This is a genomic window from Nonomuraea sp. NPDC005501 (genome assembly GCF_040605905.1).
Classification (GTDB): domain Bacteria; phylum Actinomycetota; class Actinomycetes; order Streptosporangiales; family Streptosporangiaceae; genus Nonomuraea.
On the sequence record NZ_JBEXDT010000044.1, the window covers coordinates 1 to 26,221 of the forward strand.

The 26,221-nt window shown below is 69.1% G+C and carries 24 protein-coding genes; 16 read left to right on the forward strand and 8 right to left on the reverse strand.

All coding sequences use genetic code 11. From position 1 onward, the window contains the following. Both ABZS51_RS21665 and ABZS51_RS21670 read right to left on the reverse strand, forming a co-directional pair. The coding region (locus ABZS51_RS21665; RefSeq protein ID WP_355443909.1) for an MFS transporter at positions 1 to 898 on the reverse strand (898 nt) is incomplete at its 3' end. Between the two features lie 2 nt (positions 899 to 900). Then, a complete protein-coding gene (locus tag ABZS51_RS21670; protein ID WP_355443775.1) occupies positions 901 to 1,503 on the reverse strand; it encodes a helix-turn-helix domain-containing protein in 603 nt (200 codons plus the stop codon). Positions 1,504 to 1,576: 73 nt separating this feature from the next. Here ABZS51_RS21670 and ABZS51_RS21675 point away from each other — a divergent pair, with 73 nt between their 5' ends. The 5 genes from ABZS51_RS21675 (at position 1,577) to ABZS51_RS21695 (ending at position 8,103) form a co-directional block, all read left to right on the forward strand. Beyond that, a complete protein-coding gene (locus tag ABZS51_RS21675) occupies positions 1,577 to 2,248 on the forward strand; it encodes a phenylalanine--tRNA ligase beta subunit-related protein (RefSeq protein WP_355443778.1) in 672 nt (223 codons plus the stop codon). A 204-nt stretch (positions 2,249 to 2,452) separates the two neighbouring features. Then, positions 2,453 to 6,136, forward strand: coding sequence for a multifunctional oxoglutarate decarboxylase/oxoglutarate dehydrogenase thiamine pyrophosphate-binding subunit/dihydrolipoyllysine-residue succinyltransferase subunit (locus ABZS51_RS21680; RefSeq protein WP_310708616.1), 3,684 nt, complete (start codon positions 2,453 to 2,455; stop codon positions 6,134 to 6,136). Positions 6,137 to 6,275: 139 nt separating this feature from the next. Continuing rightward, complete coding sequence (locus tag ABZS51_RS21685) at positions 6,276 to 6,452, forward strand: DUF6104 family protein (RefSeq protein ID WP_310708615.1); 177 nt, start codon at positions 6,276 to 6,278, stop codon at positions 6,450 to 6,452. A 128-nt stretch (positions 6,453 to 6,580) separates the two neighbouring features. Beyond that, positions 6,581 to 7,381: a DUF4097 family beta strand repeat-containing protein gene (locus ABZS51_RS21690; protein WP_355443781.1), complete on the forward strand. Its 801-nt coding sequence runs from the start codon at positions 6,581 to 6,583 to the stop codon at positions 7,379 to 7,381. Beyond that, positions 7,378 to 8,103: a PadR family transcriptional regulator gene (locus ABZS51_RS21695; RefSeq protein WP_355443784.1), complete on the forward strand. Its 726-nt coding sequence runs from the start codon at positions 7,378 to 7,380 to the stop codon at positions 8,101 to 8,103. The genes ABZS51_RS21690 and ABZS51_RS21695 overlap by 4 nt, the downstream gene beginning before the upstream one ends. A 43-nt stretch (positions 8,104 to 8,146) precedes the next feature. Here the strand turns inward: ABZS51_RS21695 and ABZS51_RS21700 are convergent, their stop codons facing one another. The 3 genes from ABZS51_RS21700 to ABZS51_RS21710 all read right to left on the reverse strand — a co-directional run bounded on the left by ABZS51_RS21700 (position 8,147) and on the right by ABZS51_RS21710 (position 10,469). Next, positions 8,147 to 9,103, reverse strand: a complete 957-nt coding sequence (locus ABZS51_RS21700) for a zinc-binding dehydrogenase (RefSeq protein WP_355443787.1) — start codon at positions 9,101 to 9,103, stop codon at positions 8,147 to 8,149. A 9-nt stretch (positions 9,104 to 9,112) separates the two neighbouring features. Continuing rightward, the gene (locus tag ABZS51_RS21705; RefSeq protein ID WP_355443790.1) at positions 9,113 to 10,018 is read right to left on the reverse strand and encodes a hypothetical protein; all 906 of its coding nucleotides are present in this window, start codon (positions 10,016 to 10,018) and stop codon (positions 9,113 to 9,115) included. Between the two features lie 190 nt (positions 10,019 to 10,208). Continuing rightward, positions 10,209 to 10,469, reverse strand: coding sequence for an SSI family serine proteinase inhibitor (locus ABZS51_RS21710; protein WP_310708610.1), 261 nt, complete (start codon positions 10,467 to 10,469; stop codon positions 10,209 to 10,211). Positions 10,470 to 10,771: 302 nt separating this feature from the next. Here ABZS51_RS21710 and ABZS51_RS21715 point away from each other — a divergent pair, with 302 nt between their 5' ends. The 5 genes from ABZS51_RS21715 to ABZS51_RS21735 all read left to right on the forward strand — a co-directional run bounded on the left by ABZS51_RS21715 (position 10,772) and on the right by ABZS51_RS21735 (position 18,854). After that, positions 10,772 to 11,872 (forward strand): serine protease, encoded by a 1,101-nt coding sequence (locus ABZS51_RS21715; RefSeq protein ID WP_355443794.1) that lies wholly within the window; start codon positions 10,772 to 10,774, stop codon positions 11,870 to 11,872. A 200-nt stretch (positions 11,873 to 12,072) separates the two neighbouring features. Beyond that, complete coding sequence (locus tag ABZS51_RS21720; RefSeq protein ID WP_310708608.1) at positions 12,073 to 13,239, forward strand: hypothetical protein; 1,167 nt, start codon at positions 12,073 to 12,075, stop codon at positions 13,237 to 13,239. 454 nt (positions 13,240 to 13,693) lie between these two features. After that, entirely contained in the window at positions 13,694 to 15,223 is a 1,530-nt protein-coding gene (locus tag ABZS51_RS21725; RefSeq protein ID WP_355443797.1) for a hypothetical protein, read from the forward strand. 431 nt (positions 15,224 to 15,654) lie between these two features. Further along, a complete protein-coding gene (locus ABZS51_RS21730) occupies positions 15,655 to 17,190 on the forward strand; it encodes a hypothetical protein (RefSeq protein WP_355443800.1) in 1,536 nt (511 codons plus the stop codon). A 176-nt stretch (positions 17,191 to 17,366) separates the two neighbouring features. Then, positions 17,367 to 18,854, forward strand: coding sequence for a hypothetical protein (locus ABZS51_RS21735; protein WP_355443803.1), 1,488 nt, complete (start codon positions 17,367 to 17,369; stop codon positions 18,852 to 18,854). 25 nt (positions 18,855 to 18,879) lie between these two features. On the opposite strand, the gene ABZS51_RS21740 is transcribed toward ABZS51_RS21735, so the two are convergent. Continuing rightward, positions 18,880 to 20,238, reverse strand: a complete 1,359-nt coding sequence (locus ABZS51_RS21740) for a hypothetical protein (RefSeq protein ID WP_310708604.1) — start codon at positions 20,236 to 20,238, stop codon at positions 18,880 to 18,882. A gap of 176 nt (positions 20,239 to 20,414) precedes the next feature. Beyond that, the gene (locus ABZS51_RS21745; protein ID WP_355443806.1) at positions 20,415 to 21,620 is read right to left on the reverse strand and encodes an NADP-dependent malic enzyme; all 1,206 of its coding nucleotides are present in this window, start codon (positions 21,618 to 21,620) and stop codon (positions 20,415 to 20,417) included. Between the two features lie 279 nt (positions 21,621 to 21,899). On the opposite strand from ABZS51_RS21745, the gene ABZS51_RS21750 reads away from it, so the two are divergent. The 4 genes from ABZS51_RS21750 (at position 21,900) to ABZS51_RS21765 (ending at position 24,835) form a co-directional block, all read left to right on the forward strand. Continuing rightward, entirely contained in the window at positions 21,900 to 22,757 is an 858-nt protein-coding gene (locus ABZS51_RS21750) for an ABC transporter substrate-binding protein (RefSeq protein WP_355443808.1), read from the forward strand. Between the two features lie 27 nt (positions 22,758 to 22,784). Then, complete coding sequence (locus ABZS51_RS21755; RefSeq protein ID WP_355443810.1) at positions 22,785 to 23,600, forward strand: amino acid ABC transporter permease; 816 nt, start codon at positions 22,785 to 22,787, stop codon at positions 23,598 to 23,600. Continuing rightward, positions 23,597 to 24,340 (forward strand): amino acid ABC transporter ATP-binding protein, encoded by a 744-nt coding sequence (locus ABZS51_RS21760; RefSeq protein ID WP_355443812.1) that lies wholly within the window; start codon positions 23,597 to 23,599, stop codon positions 24,338 to 24,340. Before ABZS51_RS21755 ends, ABZS51_RS21760 begins: the two co-directional genes overlap by 4 nt. Before the next feature lie 63 nt (positions 24,341 to 24,403). Continuing rightward, a complete protein-coding gene (locus ABZS51_RS21765) occupies positions 24,404 to 24,835 on the forward strand; it encodes a CGNR zinc finger domain-containing protein (protein ID WP_355443815.1) in 432 nt (143 codons plus the stop codon). On the opposite strand, the gene ABZS51_RS21770 is transcribed toward ABZS51_RS21765, so the two are convergent. Further along, on the reverse strand, positions 24,808 to 25,164 hold the full coding sequence (locus ABZS51_RS21770) for a S24 family peptidase (protein ID WP_355443818.1): 357 nt from the start codon (positions 25,162 to 25,164) through the stop codon (positions 24,808 to 24,810). The genes ABZS51_RS21765 and ABZS51_RS21770 overlap by 28 nt on opposite strands. A 90-nt stretch (positions 25,165 to 25,254) precedes the next feature. On the opposite strand from ABZS51_RS21770, the gene sodN reads away from it, so the two are divergent. Together sodN and ABZS51_RS21780 are read left to right on the forward strand one after the other, a co-directional pair. Then, positions 25,255 to 25,656, forward strand: coding sequence for a superoxide dismutase, Ni (gene sodN, locus ABZS51_RS21775; protein ID WP_310708597.1), 402 nt, complete (start codon positions 25,255 to 25,257; stop codon positions 25,654 to 25,656). Positions 25,657 to 25,783: 127 nt separating this feature from the next. After that, positions 25,784 to 26,209 carry an anti-sigma factor gene (locus tag ABZS51_RS21780; protein ID WP_310708596.1) on the forward strand — a complete coding sequence of 142 codons (426 nt, stop codon included), beginning with the start codon at positions 25,784 to 25,786 and terminating at the stop codon, positions 26,207 to 26,209. Positions 26,210 to 26,221: the final 12 nt, after the last annotated feature.

The following is a 26,221-nucleotide window of genomic DNA, read 5'->3' on the forward strand; positions in this document are numbered from 1 at the left end:
GTCCGAGGGCCGCGCCGCGCGCCGGTCCCCGGGCCAGCCGGGCCGCCCGGGGCGCGACCGCGTTGCCCACGGAGCTCCCCGCGAAGCCCAGGGCCGCGACCAGCGCGTACGCCGTCCCGCCCAGCTCCGCCGTGCCGGCCAGCCGGGCCAGCCGGCCCGGCGTCAGCAGCTCCACGGCGGTCAGCGCGACGCCCGTCACCACGGCGTACACCATCAGCCGGCGCAGCACGGCGTGACGGGTCGCCAGCCGCAGGCTCGACAGCACGGTCGCGGGCACGGCGCGCAGCGTCTCCCCCAGCGACGCCCGCCGGTGCGACGGCTCGGGCAGCGCGAGCAGCACCACGGCCAGCAGCACCGCCGCCGCGACAGCGCCGAGCAGCGGCGGCGCGGCCAGCGGCAGCAGCACGGCCGGCGGCACCACCAGCGGCACGAACCCGCCCGCGAGCACGCCGAGGCACAGCGCCGCCGACTCCATCGCGCCGCCACGCGACAGCCCCGGCCGCAGATCGGCGTCGCGGCCCTCCAGGTCGTGCAGCGTGTCGACGTACCAGGCGGTGGCGGGGCCGCTGGACAGCGCCCGCGCCACCCCCTTGAGCACGCCGGTCAGCACGAACATCCAGAACGTCGTGGACACCGCCATCAGCGTGAGCGAGACGACGGTGAACCCGGCCGACACGGCCAGCACCACGCGGCGGCCCACGACGTCGGCCAGGCCGCCCGTGGGCAGCTCCAGGGAGACGGTGACGACGGAGAACACGGTGAAGGCCACGCCGATCTCCGCCAGGCTCAGGCCGCGCTCGGCCATCAGCAGGATCATCGTGGTCATCATGAGGCCGGTGGGCAGCCAGCTCAGGAAGCAGACGAGCAGGTAACGGCGTAACGCCGATCGGGGGGTCATGGTCACGTGTCCTCCTCGGTGTCGCGGCTTCCGCTGTCACGGCTCTCCGTGTCGCGGCTCTCACGGGGGAAGGCGGCGGCCCAGAGCTGCACGTTGCGGGCCTCCGGGTGGCCGGCGTAGCGGGCGATCAGCTCGCGCACCAGCCCGCCCACCCGCTCGGCGAACTCGCGGACCCCCTCCGGAGGCAGTTCGGCCAGGTAGTCGCTCATCCCCGCCACGGGTATCCAGGCCGGGTCCGGGGACCTCTCGAACGCCCCCATCTCGCGCGCCAGCATCTCCACCTGGCGCGCCTGCATGATGCGGACCGCCTCCCAGCCCTCGGGCGTGGCGGCCATCCGGACGTTGTCCCAGCTGGTGTAGAAGTGGCGGGCGCGCCAGCGGCGCTCCCTGCCGTCGCGCCGGTCGTCGTCCTCCTCGATGAACCCGTACCGGGCCAGTACGCGCAGGTGGTAGCTGGTCGAGCCGGAGCTCTCTCCCACCACCCGCCCCAGCTCGCTGGCCGTCGCGGGCCCGTCGATGCGCAGCAGCCCCAGCAGCCGCACCCGCAGCGGATGGGCCACCACCTTCAGCACCCGCGGATCGCCGATCTCGTAGATCTCCTCCACACTCACGACGGTAAACCGCAAAGGCAATTTTGCAAAGTGTTTTTTGCGGTTTCTCGCTCCCTAAACTGGACGCATGCTCGACGACATCCGGGTGGACGACTCCGTCCTCGCCCTGCGCCCCGACTTCGCCGTCCTGGTCGTGACCGCCCACGGGCTGCGCAACGGCCCGACGGACGACCGCTCGCGCGGCTGGCTGGAGTCCGCCTCCGCCCACCTGTCCGCCGAGGGCGAGGAGGAGCGCGAGGCGCGGGCCGCCAAGATCGAGGCGTGGCGCGACGCGTACCGCGCCTTCGGGGCCAAGCCGTCGCGCACCCGGCCCTCGGTCGACGCGCTCACCCGCCGCCTGCCGCTGCCCGAGATCAACCAGGTCGTCGACGCGTACAACTCGATCAGCGTGAAGCACGCGCTGCCCATCGGCGGCGAGGACCTCGACCGCTACGACGGCCCGGCCCGGCTGGTCACGGCGGCCGGCGACGAGGCGTCGGAGGAGGCGCTCGGCACGCCCGACGCCGGCGAGGTGATCTGGCGCGACGACACGGGCGTCACCTGCCGCAGGTGGAACTGGCGCCAGGTGGCGCGCACGCGGCTCACCGAGGAGACGGTCAACGCGCTGTTCCTCCTGGAGCGGCTGGAGCCGATGTCGCTGGAGGAGCTGAAGGCCGCGGGCGAGGAGCTGGCCGATCTTCTCTCCGAGCTGTCCCCGGGCGTCCGCATCACCAGCCGGTTGCTGTCCGGCGGGAAATAAACCTCTTCCCTCAGCGTTGATACCAAACAGTGATGTTTACTGCATCACCCCCTTTGACTAGGGGTGCGTCGTCCCTGTTCACGGTCCTGGAAGGATCCGACGGGGTGGCGTGGCCACCCGGGCGCGCGTTGCCGGGCAGGACGAGTAACCTTGGACAGGTTCTCTAACATCAACGCCGATCTGCGGAAGAGGGCGATTTCCGCCGTGTCGTCTGAGTCGTCGCGGACAAACCCGCTGGCAAGCTTCGGTCAGAACGAGTGGCTTGTCGACGAGCTGTACCAGAAGTACCTCCAGGACCCCGAGTCGGTCGACAAGGCCTGGTGGAACTTCTTCGCTGACTACAACCCTGACTACGGACCGGGCCGGAGCCCGGCCAGGGAGGCGGCGAACGGCACAGCGACCGCGCCTCCCCCGGCACCCGCCAAGACGGCGGCTCCTCCGGCCCCCAAGACCATCGAGAAGCCGGCCGTCCCGTCCCCTGACGGGGTGGCCGCCAAGCCGGCGCAGCCGGTCGCACCGGCGCCGAAGGGCGCCGAGGAGATAAGGCTGCGCGGGGCGGCGGCCCGCACGGCCGCCAACATGGACCTCTCGCTGTCGGTCCCCACCGCGACCAGTGTCCGCGCCATCCCGGCCAAGCTGCTCATCGACAACCGCATCGTGATCAACAATCACCTCAAGCGGGGACGCGGCGGCAAGGTCTCCTTCACGCACCTGATCGGCTTCGCGATCGTCAAGGCGCTGAAGGCCATGCCGGAGATGAATCACTCCTTCGCCGAGGTCGACGGCAAGCCGACGCTCGTCAAGCCCGAGCACGTCGGGTTCGGCCTGGCCATCGACGTCCAGAAGAGCAACGGTGAGCGCCAGCTCCTCGTGCCGTCCATCAAGGCGGCCGAGCAGATGGACTTCCGCCAGTTCTGGATGGCGTACGAGGAGATCGTCCGCAAGGCGCGGGCGGGCAAGCTCGGTGTCGACGACTTCGCCGGCACCACGATCTCGCTGACCAACCCCGGCACGATCGGCACCGTCCACTCCGTGCCCCGCCTGATGCCCGGCCAGGGCACGATCATCGGCGTGGGCGCGATGGAGTACCCGGCCGAGTACCAGGGCGCCTCCCCCGAGACGCTCTCGCGCCTGGCCGTCTCCAAGGTCATGACGCTGACCAGCACCTACGACCACCGGATCATCCAGGGCGCCCAGTCGGGCGACTTCCTGCGCCAGATCCACCGGCTGCTGCTCGGCGAGGACGGCTTCTACGACGAGATCTTCGAGGCGCTGCGGATCCCGTACGAGCCGGTCCGCTGGGTGCGCGACATCTCCGCCTCGCACGACGACGACGTGGCCAAGTCCGCCCGGGTGATCGAGCTGATCCACGCCTACCGGGTGCGCGGCCATCTCATGGCCGAGACCGACCCGCTGGAGTACAAGCAGCGCAAGCACCCCGACCTCGACATCCAGTCCCACGGCCTGACGCTGTGGGACCTGGAGCGGGAGTTCGCCACCGGCGGCTTCGGCGGCAAGCCGCTGATGAAGCTGCGCGACATCCTGGGTGTGCTGCGCGACTCCTACTGCCGCACGGTCGGCATCGAGTACATGCACATCCAGAACCCCGAGGAGCGGGCCTGGATCCAGGCGCGGGTGGAGAAGGGGCACACCTCCCCCGACCGCGAGGAGCAGCTCAACATCCTGTCGCGGCTCAACACCGCCGAGGCGTTCGAGACGTTCCTGCAGACGAAGTTCGTCGGCCAGAAGCGCTTCTCGCTGGAGGGCGGCGAGTCGCTCATCCCGCTGCTCGACTCGGTGATCAGTGACGCCGCCGACGAGGGCCTCGACGAGGTCGTCATCGGCATGGCCCACCGGGGCCGCCTCAACGTGCTGGCCAACATCGTCGGCAAGTCGTACGCGCAGATCTTCGGCGAGTTCGAGGGCAACATCGACCCGCGCACGGCGCACGGCTCCGGCGACGTGAAGTACCACCTGGGCGCGGCCGGCGAGTTCACCGCGCTGAGCGGCAAGACGATCACCGCCTCGGTGGTGGCCAACCCGTCGCACCTGGAGGCGGTGGACCCCGTCCTGGAGGGCGTCGTCCGCGCCAAGCAGGACCTCCTGGAGCGCGGCGAGGAGGGCTTCACGGTCCTGCCGGTGCTCATCCACGGCGACGCGGCCTTCGCCGGCCAGGGCGTCGTGGCAGAGACGCTCAACCTGTCGCAGCTGCGCGGCTACCGCACCGGCGGCACCGTGCACGTGGTGGTCAACAACCAGGTCGGCTTCACCACCTCGCCGGCCTCGTCCCGCTCCAGCGTCTACGCGACCGACGTCGCGCGGATGATCCAGGCGCCGATCTTCCACGTCAACGGCGACGACCCCGAGGCCGTGGTCCGCGTCGGGCAGCTCGCCTACGAGTACCGCCAGACGTTCCGCAAGGACGTGGTCATCGACCTCATCTGCTACCGCCGCCGCGGCCACAACGAGGGCGACAACCCCGCCTTCACCCAGCCGCTGATGTACGACCTGATCGACGCCAAGCGCTCGACCCGCAAGCTCTACACCGAGGCGCTGATCGGCCGGGGCGACATCACGGTCGAGGAGGCCGAGCAGGCGCTGCGCGACTACCAGGCCAAGCTGGAGCAGGCGTTCACCGAGACCCGCGAGGCGGCCAAGAAGCCGCTGGAGGCGGGCGCGATGCGGGTGCCGCCCACCGAGGTGGTCAAGTGGTCGCACGACGACACGCCGACGGCGATCAGCGACGAGACGCTCAAGCGCATTGTCGACACCCAGCTCAACCTGCCCGAGGGCTTCACGCCGCACCCGCGCCTGGCGCCGGTGATCCAGCGTCGCGGCACGATGGTCGAGCAGGACGCCATCGACTGGAGCATGGGTGAGACGCTGGCCTTCGGGTCGCTGCTCATCGACGGCCACCCGGTGCGCCTGGTCGGCCAGGACTCCCGCCGCGGCACGTTCACCCAGCGCCACGCCGTGCTGGTCGACCGGCTGACCGGCGAGGAGCACACGCCGCTCAAGACCTTCAACCAGGGCACCACGAAGTTCTACGTCTACGACTCGCTGCTCAGCGAGTTCGCGGCGCTCGGCTTCGAGTACGGCTACAGCGTCGTGCGCCCGGACGCCCTGGTGGCCTGGGAGGCGCAGTTCGGTGACTTCGTCAACGGCGCCCAGACGATCATCGACGAGTTCATCTCGTCCGGTGAGCAGAAGTGGGGCCAGAAGTCGGGTGTCGTGCTGCTGCTGCCGCACGGCTACGAGGGGCAGGGTCCCGACCACTCCTCGGCCCGCATCGAGCGCTTCCTCCAGGTCTGCGCGCTCGACAACATGACGGTCGCCCAGCCCAGCACCCCGGCCAACTACTTCCACCTGCTGCGCTGGCAGGTGGAGTCCGGCCGGCACAAGCCGCTGGTCGTCTTCACGCCCAAGTCGTTGCTGCGCCACAAGGCGGCCACGTCCAAGGCGGACGACTTCACCTCGGGCACCTTCCAGCCGGTTCTCAGCGACACGACCGTCGATCCGGCGAAGGTCACCAAGGTGGTCCTCTGCTCCGGCAGGGTCTACTACGACCTGGCGGCCAAGCGCGACGAGAGCGGCCGCGACGACGTCGCGATCGTGCGGCTGGAGCGGCTCTACCCGTTCCCGGGCGACGAGCTGGCCGCCGAGCTGGGCCGCTACGGCCAGCAGGCGCAGCTCGTCTGGGCGCAGGACGAGCCGGTCAACATGGGCCCGTGGCCGTACCTCGCGCTCAAGCTGGCGGAGGACCCGCAGCTGTTCGGCGGTCGCGCGCTCAACCGCGTGTCCCGCCCGGCCAACAGCTCGCCCGCGGCCGGTTCCCACAACGCTCACGACAACGAGCTGCACGAGATGCTCAGCCAGATCTTCGGCTGATCGGCTCGTCAGAGACCCCCGCCGGCCCGCGCCGGCGGGGGTTTCTCGTTGAGCGGCCCGGCCGGGCGGCGCGGCGGGCTTACTAGAGTTGGGCCGGGGACCCCGTGTCCCGGCAGCACGGCGATCGAAACGGAGCACGATGTACTTCACCGACCGGGGGATCGAGGAGCTGGTCGACAGGCGCGGCGAGGAGGAGGTCAGCCTCCTCTGGCTGGGTGAGCGGCTGCGCGAGTTCGTGGACCTCAACCCCGAGTTCGAGACGCCGATCGAGCGGCTGGCCACCTGGCTGGCCCGCCTCGACGACGAGGACGAGTGACGGCGGGAGGACCCGTCCGCCTTCCGGTGCCGCATCGGCACGCGTAAACGCGATACATCTTGAGATCCCGCGAGACGCGACATATCGTGTCTCATGAGAAGAGCGTGCCGCGAGGAAGGGTGGGGACCATGCAGCAGTGGACGATCGACGACCCCGGACAGCTGACGTTCGGGCCGGTGCGGGCGCTCGACGTGCGGATCGTAGGGGGCCGGCTCGCCGTCCTCGCCAGCGACAGCCCGCCTGTCCTGGAGATCACCGAGATCGCCGGCGCGCCGCTGATCGTGACGTACGACGAGGAGACCGGCGAGCTGTCCGTCGCCTACAAGGACCTCACCTGGGACGGCATGCTCGACTTGATACGCAACAAGCTGCGGCGCACCGTCGCCACGCTGACCGTGCCGAAGGACTGCCAGGTCAAGGCGGGCGTGGTCAACGCCTCGGCGGTGATCGCCGGGTTCGAGAACCTCACCTCGGTCAAGAGCGTCTCCGGCGACGTCGTGCTCGACGGCGTGAGCGGCGAGGTGAGCGCCGGCACCGTGTCCGGCAGCGTCGAGAGCCGGGCCATGTCCGGCGACCTGTCGTTCAACAGCGTCTCCGGTGACCTGACCGTCGCCCACGGTGTGCCGCGCCGGCTGCGCGCCAACAGCGTGTCGGGACGCATCACGGCCGACCTGGAGCTGCAGCCCACCGGCCACGTGACGCTCACCAGCGTCTCTGGTGACATCCTGGTCAGGCTGCCTGAGGACGTGGAGGCGGACGTGACGATCCGGTCCACCTCCGGCCGGATGGTCAGCACGTTCGAGAAACTGTCCAACGAGAGCAGACCCGGCGCGAAGTCGCTGTCGGGGCGGCTCGGTGGCGGCATGGCCTCGCTGTCGGCGACGACGGTCTCCGGCGAGGTGGCGCTGCTCAAGGGGGAGAAGGAATGAGCCCTGTGTTCGGTCACGGCCGCCTGCGGCTGTACCTGCTGAAGCTGCTGGACGAGAGCCCACGCCACGGCTACGAGGTGATCCGGCTGCTCCAGGACCGATTCCTCGGCGTGTACTCGCCCTCCCCCGGCACCATCTACCCGCGCCTGGCCCGCCTGGAGGAGGAGGGGCTGGTCACGCACGAGGTGGTCGACGGCAAGAAGGTGTTCTCGATCACCGACAAGGGCCGCGAGGAGCTGAACGACCGCCTCGACGAGCTCGACGACCTGGAGCAGGAGATCTCCGCCTCCGTGCGCGACATCGCGCGCGAGGTCAAGGAGGACGTGCGCGACACGGTCAAGTCGCTGCGCGAGGAGCTGACCAGGATGGCCAAGGACGTGCGCGTCGGCTCGCCGGCCGATCTCCGCCGGCAGAAGGCCGACATCGAGCGGCTCAAGCAGGAGCAGAAGCGGCAGTGGCTGGAGCACGCCCAGCACTGGCAGGGCGAGAGCCAGCGGCTGACGACCGAGTGGCGCCGGATCTGGGCCGAGGTGTGGTCCACGCTCGGCGGCGCTCCGGCCTCGCGGGCCCAGCTCGACGCGGAGCTCGGCGGCATGCTGGCCGACTTCGTGGCCGGGGTGCGCGAGCAGGCGTCCGACCCCCGGCTGGACCGCGAGCGGCTGGAGCGCGTGCGCGCCGCGCTGGACGAGGCGTCCGGCCGGATCCGCGACGCGCTCCGGTGACAGTCAGGCGCGGCCCGTTCCCAGGTCGCGCCAGGTCTCCGTGTCAGGCGGTGAAGACGATCTTGCCGAACACGTCTCCCGCGGCCAGCGCGGCGAACCCGTCACGGGCCTCGGCGAGCGGCAGCGTCCGGTCCACGACCGGACGCACCCCCGTCTGCTCCAGGAAGACCGCCAGGCGCTGGAGCTGGTCACGGGTGCCCATGGTGGTGCCCACCACGGAGAGCTGGAGGAAGAAGACCCGGTTGAGGTCGGCCGGCGGCACCGCGCCGCTGGTCGCGCCGGAGACCACGATCCGGCCGCCCGGCCTGAGCGACTTGAGCGAATGGTCCCAGGTGGCCTGGCCGACGGTCTCCATCACCGCGTCCACCCGCTCGGGCAGCCGCGCGCCCGTCTCGAAGACCTGGTCGGCTCCCAGCTCCAGGGCCCGTTCCCGCTTGTCCGCCGAGCGGCTGGTGGCCCAGACGCGGAAGCCCCCGGCGCGGCCGAGCGCGATCAGCGCGGTGGCGACGCCGCCGCCGGCCCCCTGCACGAGCACCGTCGAGCCCGGCTGCAGCCCCGCCTTGTCGAAGAGCATCCGGTAGGCGGTCAGCCAGGCCGTCGGCAGGCACGCCGCCTGCTCGAACGTGAGCGCGGCCGGCTTGGGCACGAGGTTGCGGCGCGGCACGGCGACCCGCTCGGCGAATGTCCCGTCGTGCACCTCCGACAGCAGCGAGCGCTTCGGGTCGAGCGTCTCGTCGGCGCCACTGCCGATCACCGCGTGCACGATGACCTCGTTGCCGTCCTCGTCGACCCCGGCCGCGTCGCAGCCGAGCACGATCGGCAGCCGTTCCTGGCGGATGCCGACGCCCTTGAGCGTCCACAGGTCGTGGTGGTTGAGCGCGGCGGCCCGTACGGTGACGGTGGTCCAGCCGTCCCGCGTCTCGGGCTCGGGCCGCTCACCGAGCGTCAGCCCGGCCAGAGGATTGTCGGGATCGGTCTGTGTGGCGGTTACGGCGAACATGGCCGCACCCTACTTCAGCGTGATCCGGATCTCCTTGACCGCCCGCTCGACGAACGCGGGCGAGCCGGAGGCGGCGATCTGCACCCCGTCGCGGCAGACGGTCCTGGCCGGCCGGCCACGGCGGTCGATCATCATGGGCGGCTGGGAGGCACGGCCGCAGTCCGGCACCGGGATGAGGCCCACGACGTCGCCCGTCACGCCGCCGAACCAGAGCTGCGGCCCCACCGGGTCGCCCTGGACGGTCTCGCCCGGCTCGGCCAGGCGAACCGGGGCCGTGGCGGTCAGCACCAGGTAGCCGCCCTTGGTCACCCGGCCGCGGATGTGCCCGGCCGCCGCCATGCGCTGCTCGAAGGTCAGCCCGTCGGGCCGGTCGTACAGCGCGAGGCGCCAGTGGCCGAACGCGAACAGCAGCACCTGCCCGTACGAGCCGCTGCCCGGCTGGCGCGGGTACAGGTCGACGTTCGGCGTGAGGCTCCGCAGCGGCCGGCCGCCCTTCGACACCTCGGCCTCGCCGCCGTACGGCGCGGACATGCGGCGGTACTGGCCGGCCACCCAGACGCCCTGCAACGGCCGCGAGCCGAGCGCGGCGAGCCCGAGCCGCGACGGGTAGCGGACCTCGGCGGGGGTGCCGTCGGGGAAGACGACGCGAAGGACCTCGTCGCCGCCCTTCGCCCGGGGGGTGACCTGCAGGAGGTTGGGCGCGGCCCTCGTCGTGGTCAGGGGCGCGGCGGGGCGGGTGGTCCCGTGTCCTGTGGTGAGGGACCCCGGATCGGGGCCGGGGGCGGGACCGGGGTCGCGGCCGGCGAGCAGCCCGGCGACCGCGACGGCGAGCAGCGCCACGACCACCGCCACGCCGGTCAACCGCCGGCGGCGGCTCAGCCCCCCGGCCTCGATGACGTCGAACTGATCGGCCACGGCCGTCCTCATGTCGTGCGGGCTCTCGCCTTCCGCCCCAGTCCAGACCAGTGACGCGGCGTGGCGCATTCACCTGATCGCCACATTGCCCTTCCCCCCGCGGCGCGTACGCATGACGACGGGACCCCGGCCGATGGCCGAGGTCCCGTCATGGCAGGTCCGTCAGGGCATGGTGGTCAGGGCGTGTCTGTCAGGACATCTGGAAGACGGGGCCCGTCGCCGCCGACATCTCGCAGCCGTTGGAGAACGTACGTTCGTAGCGGATCGGCCGGCCCGCCCAGATGCCGAGCGCCGAGACGCGCACCGGGTTGTACTCCATCGTGCAGACCGCGTCGGTCCGCGAGGGCAGCCGGGCGGGGTCGCCGCCGGCCCTTTCGAGGGCGATGCAGGCGGGCTTGGACGAGCGCGACTTGCAGGACAGCACACCCCCCTTGTCGCCAACAATGATCACGAAAAGCCTCCGGTCCGTGTCGGGAGAGTGAGTCTCGGCCACGGCGGGCGAGGCGGCGAATGCCGTACAGGAAAGCACGGCGAGACAGAGAAGTCGACGCATGCTCGCAGCCTGCCTTGGCCTCTGACCTGCGGCAACGACCGACACGAGGGAGCAGTCTCACCTATCCGGACGGCCTCCTTGACACCGTTCTTATGGGACACAAGTCACACTTGATCAGATAACGAATCTCTATCTGAGCTGCAATACAGTCAGTTGATCTGGAAAAATCCACCCTTAACACCCTAAGGAAAGGCATTTCCATGATCCCCCCGGTCCGGCGACTGGCAGCCGTCGCGCTCAGCGCGCTGCTCGCGCTTGGGGTGACCTCACTCGGGGGGCCTGTGGCAGCGGCGAGCGCGTCCGCGAGGACGAGCAGCTGGGTCTACTCGGTAACCCTGGCCAAGACGGCCGCGGACGTCCAGAAGGTCGCCGAGACCTGGAAGCCGGACCGCCTCAAGAAGGCCGACAGCTACAGCCCCGCCACGCCGGGGTCCCAGTCCTCCACGGCGGCGGGCGCCACCACCGTCCCCAGCCCGGAGCTCACCGCGGCCAGGACGACCAAGATCCCGCTCAGCGTGTCGCCGGAGCTGCCGTCGAAGGGCTCGGCCGCCCGGACCATGGGCAAGGTGTTCTTCCGGTTCGGCGACAAGGAGTACTGGTGCTCGGCCAGCTCGATCGCCGCCAAGAACCGCAGCGTCGTCGCCACCGCCGCGCACTGCGCGTACGACGCCCGCCAGGCCAAGCCCGCCGACTCCTGGATCTTCGTCCCCAACCCCGGCCCCAACGGCGAGACGCCCGACGGCATCTACGTCGGCGCGGCGATCAGCATGCACGAGCACTGGCCCGGCCGGGGCGACTACGACTACGACTACGCGTTCGTCACCGTGCACCGCGGCTTCACCTGGGTCTCCAAGGGCGGAAAGCTCGTCATGCAGGACGTCGGCCGCCTCCAGGACATCGTCGGCGGCCAGGGCCTCGCGGTCGCCAAGGGCGTGGGCAGCCACGTCACCACCTTCGGCTACCCGGCCGGCCCGCAGCCCGACGGCACCCGGCCGTTCGACGGACGCAAGCTGCTGAGCTGCGCGGGCAGCACCCGCTGGACCGTCGCCCCCAGCCTCGACCTGCAGTACGGCGTGCAGATCCAGCCGTGCAACTTCACCGCGGGCGCCAGCGGCGGCCCCTGGCTGATCGACTACCAGGCCGGACAGGGCCTCGGCTCGCTGAACGGCATCAACAGCCTCACCTGGAACCGGGACGCCAAGGACGGCTACGACGCCGTCTCCTCCCCCAACTTCACCACCGCCACCGGCGAGGTCTACCGGCACGCGGCTGCGGTCACCACCCCCGCAAATGTGACGTAACGCACACGCAGCGTGGCAACCATCACGGTGATCAGCGAAGATCGGATCTCGGAACGATCACGGCCGCTTCACACACGCCTGACATGATCTTCCGCAAATTCCCAGACACGCAGTCAGCCCGATAGGTTCCCGGCTGTCCAATTGCTGCATCGAGGGATGTACGGAGCCCCACGACAGCACAAGGCAAGCCTGGAGTTACCTTGAAGCGAATCCTCCTCCCGGCCGGTGGCGCCGTCCTGGCGACCGGCCTCCTGGCCGCCGGCCTGACCGGCACCGCGCAGGCCCGAGCCGACATCGCCACCGACCCCATGGCCCGCAACACGTCACAGGCCTCCTCGGTCGCGTCGTTCTGGCTCGCCTCCAACGGCGCCGCGCTGCGCGCCGCCACGGCGTACGCCTGGGACGACAAGGAGGTCCGGAAGGTCGTCTCCAAGGGCGGTTACACCGCGGACGGCAACCCCGGCAGCGCCTCGCCCATCGGCGAGGAGAAGAAGCCCATCGGCCGCGTGCAGAACGTCAACCTGCCCAAGACGGTCGGCAAGGTCTTCTTCGTCGACGGGTCCGGCAAGTTCCGGTGGTGCTCGGCCACGTCGGTCCAGTCCAACTACCGCAACCTGGTCGCCACGGCCGGCCACTGCGTGTACGACACGGACAGCAACAAGGACGTCCTGAGCAACTGGGTGTTCGTGCCCGGCTACTACCAGGGCAAGGCGCCGTTCGGCATCTACGTGGGCAAGCAGGCGTTCACCCACACCGACTTCGACGTCTACGAGGACTACGACCGCGACTACGCGTTCGTGACCGTCTTCAACGGCATCGCCTTCGAGGGCGTCAAGCAGGTGGACCGCAAGGACTACGAGCGGTTCAGCGGCCCGAAGCGCAGCTGGGGCGGCCACTACTACATCCTGCTGTCGAAGGACGCGGGACGCCTGGGCGACAACGTCGGCGGCCAGGGCGTGGCGTGGAACCAGGCCACCGGCAAGGACGTGCGCGCGTTCGGCTACCCGGCCGGCCCGCACCCGGACGGCAACCGCCCCTACAGCGGCGTGACGCCGAAGTGGTGCTACGGCAAGACCACCGGCAAGGCCGTGGGCGCCTCGTGGCTCAAGATCGAGGAGCACGTGGGCCTCAAGTGCCCGGTCACCCCGGGCTTCGACGGCGGCCCCTGGCTGAGCAACTACAGCAACAGCAAGCGCCTCGGCTACGTCAACGGCGTGACGAGCACGTTCGCCGACCAGGACGGCAACGACCGGATCGACTACATCACCTCGCCGTACTTCGACGGGGAGACGGCGTCGGTCTACAACGCGGCCAAGAACGTCTGGTCGGGCAAGATCGTCGGCCCTAACGGCGAGCTGTACAAGTAACACCCCCGATTCGGAGAGGGGCCCGGCTTCGGCCGGGCCCCTTTTTCGTGCCTCCGGTTTGGGAGGCGAAGAGGCGGGGAGAGGTCGCCAACCCCGTTCCCGACGCCGATTCCGAAGATCATCGGACGGCGGAGCCGGATTAGACGGAGTTGGAGCCCGTTTTGGTTCCTGTGATCTAGGTCACATATACCCGAACACTCTCTGTCATGTCCGATTGATCCGGCTTTACTCGGGCCATACCGAACGCCGCGATACCCAGCGAAAACGTGACCTCATGATCACTGAACGCTAAGATCACTGACAGGTAACGGAATGGTCACGGCGGTAAGGGTGCCTACCGAATCAGTCAAACCGGGTTCCACCTGCGGAGATCACCGCGCTATGTTCCTTGCTATCCCTTTACTGACGCATGGGACGCAAGTTGCGTCTCACGACAGACCAAGGAGCAGTTCCCTTGAAGCGCATCCTCATCCCCGCCGGTGGAGCCATCCTGGCTACCGGCCTTCTGGCTGCCGGCCTGGCCGGTTCCGCCTCGGCCGCCGGAGACGTCGCCACCGACCCGATGGCGAAGAGCGCGGCCGACGCCAAGGCCATCGCCCAGTACTGGGCCGAGAGCAACGGTGCGGCCCTCAAGGCCGCGACCGAGTCCAATGTCTGGGACAAGAGCGACGTCGCCAAGCTCCAGAGCAAGGGCGGCTACAGCGCCGACACCAAGCCGGGCTCGGCCAAGCCGATCGGCCAGGAGACGAAGAAGACGGTCAAGGTTCAGAACGTGAACCTGCCGAAGACCATCGGCAAGGTCTTCTTCGTCAACAGCAAGGGCGAGAAGAAGTGGTGCTCCGCCACCTCCGTCCAGTCCAAGTACCGCAACCTGGTCTCCACGGCCGGCCACTGCGTCTACGACACGGCCGGCAACGCGGACGTCATGTCCAAGTGGGTCTTCGTCCCGGGCTACTACCAGGGCAAGTCGCCGTGGGGCATCTACGTCGGTAAGCAGGCGTTCACGCACTACGACTTCGACGTGTACGAGGACTACGACCGCGACTACGCGTTCGTGACCGTGTACAACGGCATCCAGCTGGGTGGCGGCACGGCGAAGCAGGTGTCGAAGTCCGAGTTCGACAAGTACCAGGGCGTCAAGGACGCCAAGGACGTCGAGATCAGCCGCGCCGAGTTCCGCCAGTGCAAGCTGGACCCGACCTCCACCACGGCGTGCTGGGTCAAGCGCGGCTCCAAGTCGGAGCCGACCGGCCCCGACTACCCCGGTGCCGAGGTCGCCAAGGTCGAGGTCCCCGCGGCGACCTACAAGGACGCCAAGGTCGGCAAGGGCAACGGTTTCAAGTTCGGTGAGCCCGTCACCGAGATCGTGACCGACTCCCAGGCCGCCGCGTACAAGAAGGCCCAGGAGGCGGACGCCAAGAAGTACCCGGCGACCGTCGTCCAGGACGCCCGTGGCAACTGGACCATCACGCACTACTTCGTGCAGCAGTGGCAGAAGCCCGGCTCCGACACCAAGTTCTACAAGACCGTCTTCTACATCATCGAGGGCTTCGCGAAGGACGCCGGCCGTCTCGGTGACAACGTCGGCGGTCAGGGTGTCGCCTGGAACCAGCCCACCGGCAAGTACGTCCGCGTGTTCGGCTACCCGGCCGCCGCGCACCCCGACGGCAACAAGAACTTCACCGGCATCACGCCGAAGTGGTGCTACGGGAAGACCTCGAAGAAGCTTGTCGGCTCCGCCGCCAAGAAGATCGAGGAGCACGTGGCCCTCAAGTGCTCGATGACCGAGGGCGCCGACGGTGGTCCGTGGCTGGTCAACTACAGCAACAGCAAGCGTCTCGGTTACGTGAACGGTGTCACCAGCACCTTCAACGACCAGGACGCCAACGGTCGCGTCGACTACATCTCCTCGCCGTACTTCGACGGCGAGACCGCGGCGATCTACAAGTCCGCCTCGAACGTGTGGTCCGGCAAGATCCTCTAAGTAACGCTCCGCGATCGGCCTGAGGCCGATCCACCCCGCGTCACTCGCCAAGGGCCCGGCTTTCGCCGGGCCCTTCGGCGTTCCCGGGGAAGTGTGGGTCGTTTTGACGCATCAGGCGCGCAGACGGTGCCATCAGATGGATGTGATGTGCGTCACATGCGCTTGCATGGCTCGAGATCTACGACACGCCACTCTCTGCAGTCACACTGACAACTTACTTATGTTGATCAGCGAAAACGGGCGCGTCAGGCACTCCGGGCAAGGTGTGGAGATAGCCGATCTAAACATCACAGAACGATCACGGGCGACAAGCCCTCTCTTTTCCTTCCAAAGTGGCTTCCCGTCATCAAGATCACGCCTGTATGTTCTGGCTATCCCTTTACTGACGCATGGGACGCAAGAAGCGTTCCACGACAGCCCAAGGAGTTACCTTGAAGCGCATCCTCCTCCCCGCCGGTGGCGCCATTCTGGCCACCGGTCTGCTGGCTGCTGGTCTGGCCGGCACCGCTCAGGCCCAGGGCGACGTCGCGAGCGACGCTCTGGCCAAGACCGAGGCTCAGGCTGCTGAGGTCCTCAACTTCTGGACCAAGTCCAACAACGCCGCTCTGACGCAGGCCGTTGCCTTCAACCCCGACTCGCTCGAGGTCAAGAAGATCAAGAGCGGCGGTGGCTACTCCGCCGACACCAAGCCGGGCTCGGCTCTGCCGATCGGCGAGGAGAAGAAGGCCGCGGTCAAGACCCAGAACGTGAACCTGCCGAAGACCATCGGCAAGGTCTTCTTCGAGGGTCGCGACGGCAAGCTGTACTGGTGCTCCGGCACCTCCATCCAGTCGCAGTACCGCAACCTGGTCGCCACGGCCGGGCACTGCGTCTACGACATGGCGGCCAACAACGAGGTCGTGTCGCGCTGGGTCTTCGTCCCGGGCTACTACCAGGGCAAGACGCCGTTCGGTGTGTACGTGGGCAAGCAGGCCTTCACCCACTACGACCTCGACGTCTACGAGGACTTCGACCGCGACTACGCGTTCGTGACCGTGTACAACGGTGTCGGCGGCCCCAACGCCGTCTCCACCAAGCAGGTCACCAAGGCTGAGTACAACGCTGCCACCGGTGAGAAGTTCACCAAGGAAGTGGAAGTCTCCGAGGACGAGTTCAAGAAGGGCCGCCTCGACCCGAAGACCGCGGACCTCTACTCCCGCAAGCACGGCACGCGCGACCAGCTCGCGAGCCCGGACTACCCGGGTGCCGAGGTTGCCAAGGTTGAGGTTTCCGAGGCCACCTACAAGGCCGCTCGCACCGGCAAGGGCAACGGCTACAAGTTCGGCGAGCCCGTCGTCGAGCAGGTGACCTACCGCGAGGGCTTCGAGTACGCCGAGAAGGCCAAGAAGAACCCGCAGGACTTCCCCGGCACCGTCAAGCTCGACCGCGAGACGGCCACCATCACCCACTTCTACGTGCAGGCCTGGTACAAGCCCGGTCAGCAGACGAAGTACATCCGCACCGACTTCTTCGTCGTCGACACCGCCGCCGCCCTCAAGGACGTCGGCCGCCTCGGTGACAACGTCGGTGGCCAGGGTGTGGCGTGGAACCAGCCCGGTGGCGCTGTCGTCCGTACCTTCGGGTACCCGGCGGGCCCGCACCCCGACGGCAACAAGCCCTACACGGGTGTCACGCCGAAGTGGTGCTACGGCAAGACCGCGACCAAGGTTCTCCAGGTCCCGGCCAAGAAGGTCGAGGAGCACCAGAGCCTGCGTTGCCCGGTGACCGCCGGTTACGACGGTGGCCCCTGGCTGGCCAAGTACAGCAACGCCAAGCGTCTCGGCTACGTCACCGGTGTGACCAGCCTGATCGTCGACGCCGACAGCAACAACCGCTACGAGACGATCACCTCGCCGATCTTCGACGGTGAGACCGCCGCGATCTACAAGGCCGCTGCGGCCGTGTGGTCCGGCAAGCTCGTCAAGTAGTTCACTGCGGTACCCGAATGAAGGCCCTAGGTCATCGTTCACATGCTTGACCCGAAGGGCTCGGCTTCTGCCGGGCCCTTCGGCCTTTTCTGGGTCTTTGGTACAGCCCCTTACCCAAGTGACCAGAGGGTCGATAGGGTCTTACGAGATATTTGACAACTTTGTGGAGCCCCCCAGTGAAGCGCCTGCTCGTCCCCCTCGCCGTCGCCGGTCTCGGCGCCGCCGCCCTCGCCGCCCCCGCCACCGCCACGCCGACCTGGGCGAGCGACCCCCTCTCCCCCAAGCCCGCCGACGCCTACAGCGCCGCGTACTTCTGGCTGGACGCCAACGGCGCCGCACTGAAGAAGGCCACCGAGTTCCGCGTCGACGCCAAGGACGTCCCCAAGCTCGTCCGCCCCTCGACCACCTCGGCTGACGGCAAGCCGGGCATGGCGGCTCCCACGGGCACCACCGGCGCGGCCGCGAAGACCAAGAACGTGAACCTGCCGAAGACGATCGGCAAGGTCTTCTTCCTCGACCGCGGCGGCGACTACCGCTGGTGCTCCGCGACCTCGATCCAGTCCAGGAACCGCAACCTGGTCGCCACCGCCGGCCACTGCGTGTACGAGCAGGGCAAGGACGTCTTCAGCAAGTGGGTGTTCGTGCCCGGCTACTACCAGGGCAAGGCCCCCTTCGGCGTCTACGCGGGCGCGTACGCCTTCACCGCCTACGATCTCGACGTCTACGACGACTACGACGGTGACTTCGCGTTCGTGGCCGTGCACAACGGCTTCAGCCTCGCCGCCGAGAAGACGGTGACGAAGGCCGAGTACGACAAGTGGGCGGGCGACAAGTGGATCAAGCGCGAGGAGATCAGCGCCGCCGACTTCGGGAAGTGCCTGCTCAACCTCGGCACCTGCTGGTCCGAGGGTGAGGACAAGCCGGCCGACAAGGTCGGGCCCGACTACCCGGGCGCGGTCGTCGAGAAGGACGAGGTCGGCGAGGAGGCGTACAAGGACGCCAGGACCGGCAAGGGCAACGGCTACAAGTTCGGCGAGCCGGAGACCGCGCTGGTGACCAAGCCGGAGTACGACGCGTACAAGGGAGTCGGCAAGAAGGCCGAGGACGCGCGCGGCAACTACACGATCACCCGCTTCTACACGCAGAAGTGGGTCAAGCCCGGCACCTCGCGCAAGTACTACAAGGGTGAGTACGTCATCGGCCTGGCCAAGGACGCCGGGCGGCTCGGTGACGTCGTCGGCGGCCAGGGTGTGGCGTGGAACCAGCCCATGGGCCAGAAGGTCACCGTCTTCGGCTACCCGTCCGCCCCGCACCCCGACGGCGACCGCCCCTTCACCGGCCTGACCCCCAAGGTGTGCTCCGGCAAGAGCGGCACCAAGACCTACCAGGTCAACATGTTCAAGGTCGAGACGCACCAGGTGCTGAAGTGCTCGATGACCGGCGGGTCCGACGGCGCGCCGTGGCTGCTCCGGTACGACAACAACAAGCGCACCGGTTACCTCAACGGCGTCACGAGCCTGTTCCACGACCAGGACGGCAACGACCGGATCGACTTCATCAGCTCCGCCTACTTCGACGGCGAGGTCGCCGACGTCTACAACAAGGCGAACTACGCCGCGACGAAGACGGTCGTCGGCCCGAACGGCGAGCTGATCGGCCAGTAGAAGGAAGCCAGGAGAAGGAAGAAGGTCAGACCGGCGCGAGCGCGCGGGTGCGTTCGTACAGGGACGTCACCGCGGGCTCGCGCCGGTACGGCTCCAGCCGCCGGCGCAGGTCCGTGGCGTAGGACCGGGACCTGACCGACTGGAGCTCCCCGGCGAGGTCGAGCGCGCCCGCCGCCACCCCGCACGCCTCCTCCAGCTCGCCGCACTGCAGCAGCCCGGCGGCCAGGAGCGACAGGTTGAACATGCGGCCCCGCACGTAGCGGCCGTCCATGTCGAGCGAGCGGCGGGCCTGGCGCACGGCCCGCTCCCCGTCGCCGAGGTCGCGGAAGCAGTGGGCGAACTTGGCCGAGAGGTACGCCTCGTCGAAGTAGCTCAGCCACGCCGGCTCACGCCCCGGCGAGCGGCGGTCGAAGGCCAGCTCGGCCTGGTGGAGGCTGGCGCCGCAGGCGTGGGCGTCGCCGAGACCGGCGTGGGCGTGGGCCTCCAGCACGTGGCAGGAGGCCATCAGGGTCTGGATGCCCGACCGCTGCGCCGCGAGCTGGGCGGCCCTGGCGAGGTCGAGGGCGTGGGCCGGCTGTCCCATGTAGATGGCCTGGTGGGCCATCCCGGCCAGGATCTCGCTGCCGAGCGCGTCGTCGCCGGCGCCCCTGGCCAGGCGCAGCGCCTGGATGAGGTAGCGCTGGGCGAGGCCGTGCTGCTCCAGGTCGTAGGCCATCCAGCCGGCCAGCCGGGTCAGCTCGGCCGCGGCGGCGGCGAGCTGCTTGCCGGTGCTCTCGCCGTACGTGCCGTCCTTGAGGAGCGGCGCGACGGCGGTGTCGAGGTACTTGACCACGGACGCGCGCACGCGCCCGCTGCCGAACCGGTTGTCGAGCTCGCCGAAGGAGCGGGTCACCTCGTGGATGGCCGCGATGTCGGCCCGGCCCACGCGGCGTGGGCCACCGCCGTCGAGGCGGTCCTCCGGTGGGGACGTCAGCCAGCGTACGGCTCCCACGGAGCCCGCTCCTATCGCGAACGTGGAGTCGATCAGGAATCTCCTTCTCTCCACGTCGGCCTTCCACAGCGCCGTCACGGTCGCGACCCCCTCCTGCCACGTGTGCGTGAACTCTTGCCCGAGGTCGAGGGGGGTGATGATCGTCGGCATGCCCAGGTCTTCGGGTCTGACGGGCCTGCCGAGCCGGAGCGCGAAGATCTCGCCGAGCAGCGCCGGCACGGGCTCCCTGGGCCGCTGACCACCGATCCATCGCAGGACGGAGCTGTGGTCGTACTTCAGGCCCGGGGCGCCGCGCGTCGCGCCCAGCTCGTTGAGGCGCCTGGCCAGCCCTTTGTGGGAGAAGCCCGACTCCGCGATGAGCTGCCGCAGCAGTCTGTTGGGCTCGCGTGTCATCGCTCTCCTCACCGCGGGAGTGGAGCCGGCCACGTCGTGGCCTCCTCACCGAGGGAGGCGGAGCCGGCGTCCTTACAGAGGGCTCCTGTTATAGCACGCTGAGTAAAGGAAGTTTTGCGCTTTCCCGATGCTCGCGCGAACTACCCGGACGCCGGCCCGGCGGATGCTTGTACGCGTCACCCTGCGACGCGAGCGACCCCGTCCCTCCTGGCCTGCGCGGCCACGGCGGCGGTGACGGCGGGGGCGACCCGCTCGTCGAAGGGGCTGGGGATGACGTAGTCGGCCGCGAGGTCGTCGCCCACCACGGCGGCGAGCGCGGTGGCGGCGGCGACCTTCATGTTCTCGGTGATGGTGGTGGCGCGGACGTCGAGCGCCCCGCGGAAGACGCCGGGGAAGGCGAGGACGTTGTTGATCTGGTTGGGGAAGTCGGAGCGGCCGGTGGCGACCACCCGGGCGTGCCGCGCGGCCACGGCCGGGGGCACCTCGGGCGTCGGGTTGGACAGCGCGAACACGATCGACTCGGGCGCCATGGACGCGATGGCCTCCTCCGACACGGTGGAGCCGGACAGGCCCAGGAACACGTCGGCCCCGGCCAGCGCCTCCTCGGTGGAGCCCTTGTGGCCGGCCCGGTTGGTGTCGCGGGCCAGGGCCGCCTTGACCGGGTTGAGCCCGTCGCGGCCGGGGTGGATCATGCCCTTGGAGTCGGCCACGGCGATGTCGCCGATGCCGGCCTCCAGCAGGATGCGGGTGACGGCGACGCCGGAGGCCCCGGCCCCGGCGACGACGACACGCAGGTCGCCGAGCGTGCGGCCGGTGAGGCGGGCGGCGTTGGTGAGGGCGGCCAGGGCGACGATGGCGGTGCCGTGCTGGTCGTCGTGGAAGACGGGGATGTCGAGCAGCTCGCGCAGGCGGTCCTCGACCTCGAAGCAGCGGGGGGCGCTGATGTCCTCGAGGTTGATGCCGCCGAACGAGGGCGCGAGCCGGACGACGGTCTCGACGAGCGCGTCCACGTCGGTGCAGTCGAGGCAGATCGGGACCGCGTCGACGCCGCCGAACTCCTTGAACAGCAGCGCCTTGCCCTCCATGACCGGCATGGCGGCGGCCGGGCCGATGTCGCCGAGGCCGAGGACGGCGGTGCCGTCGGAGACGACGGCCACCACGTTGGAGACCCACGTGTAGTCGTTGACGAGGGACGGCGTGTCGGCGATGGCTGTGCAGACCCGCGCGACACCGGGGGTGTAGGCCAGTGACAGGTCATCGGCGTCGCGGACGGGAATGGTGGAGCGGACCTCCAGCTTGCCGCCGCGGTGCAGGGCGAAGACGGGATCGAGGTCGAGTGGATCGTGGGGGGAGGATGCTGACGAAGCAGAGAAGGCAGTCACAGAGAGACCCCAGTACTCATCGGACGGACGAAGGACCTTCGGCAGACGGCGCGAGAGGCCTGGCTTCGGTAGCCGCCAGGGTCCCCTCCCGAACGTCTCGTGAGGGGTTACGGGGGTCACCCGTCGCCCCATAGTGCCACAGGCCGACACGACCACAGGTAGCCCTGCCGACGCCGTTCCGTTGACACATTGTTAAATGTCCGATGACGGACCCGGGCAACCTGCCACTTAAACTTCACCAAATCCGACTTTTTGGTATATCTCACGAGGAGGCCTGACATGGCCCTCTGGCCCAGGAGCAGCCGCGGCCAAGCCATCGGCGCGCTCGCCCTTACCGCCGTCCTGGCGCTGTCCGGCTGTGGCGGTGGCTCGGGGAGCAGCTCCACCTCCGCCACCACCGGAGGCGGCACGGCCGCGGGCGGAGCCAAGCTCGTCAACCCGGGCAAGCTCACCACCTGCACGAACATCCCGTACGAGCCGTTCCAGTTCAAGGACGCGAGCGGCAAGGTCGTCGGATTCGACGTGGACATCGTCGACCTGGTCGCCAAGAAGCTCGGCGTCCAGCAGCAGATCGTGGACATCGACTTCGCGGTCATCAAGAGCGGCGCGGCCATGGCCACCGGCAAGTGCGACGTCGCCGCGGCCGGCATGACGATCACTCCCGAGCGCAAGCAGAACATCACGTTCTCCGTGCCGTACTTCGACGCCACGCAGGCCCTGCTGGCCAAGAAGGGCACGGGCGCCAAGTCGCTGGAGGACGTCAAGGCCAAGGGGCTCAAGCTCGGCGCGCAGGCCAGCACGACCGGCCTCGACTACGTCAAGAAGCAGGGGTTCGATCCGACCGAGTACGCCGACTCCCCCAAGGAGCTGCTGGCGCTGCAGGCCGGCCAGGCCGACGTGATCGTGCAGGACCTGCCGGTGGTCCTCACCTGGCTGAAGAAGCCGGAGATCGCCGCCAAGTTCGAGCTGATCGCCAGCCTCGACACGGGCGAGCAGTACGGCATCGGCCTGAAGAAGAACGCCGACCCGGTCCTGCTCAAGACCATCGACGACACGATCACCCAGGCCAAGGCCGACGGCACGTACGAGAAGATCTTCGTGAAGTGGTTCGGCAAGAAGCCGGGCGAGCTGAGCTGATCCATGACGGACCACATACCACCGCCGGTGACGGCTGAGCCGGGCACGAGGGCCCGGCTCAGCCCGCGCAAGAAGCAGCGGATCAGCCGCGCGGTCCAGTACGTCGTCCTGCTCGCCATCCTCGTCGGCGTCGTCCTCTACGCCGACTGGGCCAGCCTGGCAGAGAACTTCGCCAAGCTGGACGTGGCGGAGAAGGCGCTGCCCGAGCTGTTCACGGTCGCGCTGAGGAACACCATCATCTACGCGGTGGGCGGGTTCCTCTTCTCCTTCGTGCTCGGGCTGATCCTCGCGCTCATGCGGCTGTCCACCGTCCGGCCGTACCGCTGGATCTCGGGGCTCTACATCGAGATCTTCCGTGGTCTGCCGGCCCTGCTCATCTTCCTGCTGATCACCTTCCTGCCACTGGCCCTGCCCGGCTTCGCGGTGCCCGGCGGCACGTACGGCCAGGGCATCCTGGGCCTCGGCCTGGTCGGCGCGGCCTACCAGGCGGAGGTGTTCCGGGCCGGCCTGCAGGCCGTGCCGAAGGGCCAGACCGAGGCCGCGCGGTCGCTCGGCATGTCCGCCTTCAGGTCGCAGGTCACCGTGGTCATCCCGCAGGCCATCCGGATCGTCATCCCGCCGACCACCAACCAGTTCGTCGCGCTGCTCAAGGACTCGTCACTGGTGCTCTTCCTGGGCGTGTCCGGTGAGTACGTCGAGCTGGCCAAGTTCGGCAACGACCTGGCCTCGCAGTACGCCAACGCCACGCCCATCATGGTGTCCGGCCTGACGTACCTGCTGGTCACGATCCCGCTGGGCCACCTCACGACCCGGCTGGAGAAGCGGAAGGTGAGGGCCCGATGACGCCCGCCATCGAGATCAAGGACCTGCACAAGCACTTCGGCAAGAACGAGGTGCTGCAGGGCATCAACTGCACCGTCGAGTCCGGTCAGGTGGTGTGCGTGATCGGCCCGTCGGGCTCGGGCAAGTCCACGCTGCTGCGCTGCGTGAACCTGCTGGAGCAGCCGACCAGGGGCAAGGTGCTGGTGGAGGGCGTCGAGGTCACCGACCCCGACGTGGACATCGACGCGGTCAGGCGCCGCATCGGCATGGTGTTCCAGCAGTTCAACCTCTTCCCGCACATGACCGCCCTGCAGAACGTCATGATCGCCCAGCAGCGGGTGCTCGGGCGCGGCAGGAAGGAGGCCCAGGAGATCGCCCGGGCCAACCTCGACCGGGTGGGCGTCGGCGAGAAGGCGGGCTCCTACCCCGCCCAGCTCTCCGGCGGCCAGCAGCAGCGCGTGGCCATCGCCCGGGCGCTGGCCATGGGCCCCGACCTGATGCTGTTCGACGAGCCGACCTCGGCGCTCGACCCGGAGCTGGTCGGCGACGTGCTGGCGGTCATGCGCAAGCTGGCCGAGGAGGGCATGACCATGCTCGTGGTGACCCACGAGATGGCCTTCGCGCGCGAGGTCGCGGACCGGGTCGTGTTCATGGACGGCGGCGTCATCGTCGAGGACGGGCCGCCCGCCCAGGTCATCGGCGAGCCCCGCGAGGAGCGGACCCGCACGTTCCTGCGGCGCGTCCTGCACCCCGAGGGCTGAGGACCGTCCCGCTGGGCGCCCGTCCAGGGCGCCCAGCCGGCCCCGCCCGTGTAATACTCCGGCATGGACTTGACCTCTTACGCCGAGTGGGCGGTCCGCCTGGTCAACGACCCCGTCCCCCCGCCCGCGCTGCGGGAGCTGCGTGAGGAGCTGGCCGCCGTCTTCGCCGCCGAGGACGAGGAGACGGTCGTGGCTCTGCTCAACGCGCTCCTCGTGCTCCATCCCGTACGGCCGCAGCTCACCGCCCACGACGGCAGCCACTGGCATCTGCACCTGGCCCAGGACCCCACCGGGAACCCCGCGGCCGGCGCCGTGATGGGCTTGGCCGCGGTGGTCGCCGAGCACGGCGCGGAGCGGCTGGGCCGCTGCCAGGACCCCCGCTGCGGCAGGGCGTTCCTCGACACCTCCTCCAACCGCTCGCGCCGCTACTGCTCGGCCCGCTGCGCCAGCCGCGCCAACGTGGCCGCCTACCGCGCGCGCCGCCGTGGTGAGTGACCCCGTGAGGAGTGACGCCGTGCTGAGTGACGCCGTGCTGAGTGACAGCGCGGCGGCCAGTAACGCAGGACGACCCGCCCGACCACGTCGGTGACGGGCCCGAAGTCCCAGCTGTCGCGCCGGCCGGACGCCCGCTGGTTGTCGCTCTCCAGCCACCACCCGTCCTCGCCCTGCCAGGCGGCCCGCTTGACGATCAGCCTGGAGGGGTCACCGGGGAGCCGCGCGACCACGACGTCGCCGGGCCGGATCGGGATGGATCGCCGCACCAGGAGCCAGTCTCCCGGCAGCAGGCCGGGACGCATCGAATCCCCCTCGACACGCACTCTCATACGCCGAGACCCCCTCCGGCACGGGCCCTGAGACCCGAGTAAGGTCGGTAAGTGGACCAAGCTGACACAGCATCAAGGAAGGATTTTCTGATGCTCGCACGACTGCTACGACCCAAGCATGTCGCTTCCGCTCACTGCGACCTGCCCTGCGGCGTATATGACCCCGCCCAGGCCCGGATCGAGGCCGAGTCGGTCAAGGCGATCATGGAGAAGTACGGCGCCAACGAGGACCCGGTCTTCCGCGCTCGCGCGCTGACCATCAAGGAGGAGCGGGCCGAGCTGGTCAAGCACCACCTGTGGGTCCTGTGGACCGACTACTTCAAGCCCCCGCACCTGGAGCAGTACCCCCAGCTGCACCAGCTCTTCTGGGACGCCACGAAGCTGGCGGGCGCGGCGGGCGCCAAGGGCACGGTCGACGTCGCCAAGGCCGAGGACCTGCTCGGCAAGATCGACGAGATCTCCAAGATCTTCTGGGAGACCAAGGCCGCGTAGAACGGCGCAAAGGCTCTGTGTGGTGACCCGCTACACAGAGCCTTTTCCGTTGATGGCGCGTCTGATTCGTCCAAGCACCGCTCGGGGGCGGTAAGTTGCAGTCAGCGTCGTATACGCGAGGAGGAACGTGACCGAGGAAACCGAGACGCGCATGGAGGGCGAGACCGGTATCCGTGACGTGGTGAGCATCAGGCTCCCCGCGGCGAGCGCCTACCTGTCCGTGCTGCGTACGGCCACTGCCGGGTTGGCCGCCCGGCTCGACTTCACGCTGGACGAGATCGAGGATCTGCGGATCGCGGTCGACGAGGCGTGCGCCATGCTGCTGAACGAGGCCGTGCCCGGAACCGACCTGACGGCCGAGTTCGAGCTGAGCGGCCAGGAGATGCAGGTCACGGTCGAGGTGGCGACGGTCGGCAGCTCCGCTCCCAAGCGCGACGACTTCGCCTGGATGGTCCTGACCGCCCTGGCCGACGATGTGGAGGCTGCTACCGACTCTCCTGACCGCATGGCGATCGTCCTGCGTAAGCGCCGTGGCGCTGCGAGGCCGGCGTGACGGAAAGGACTG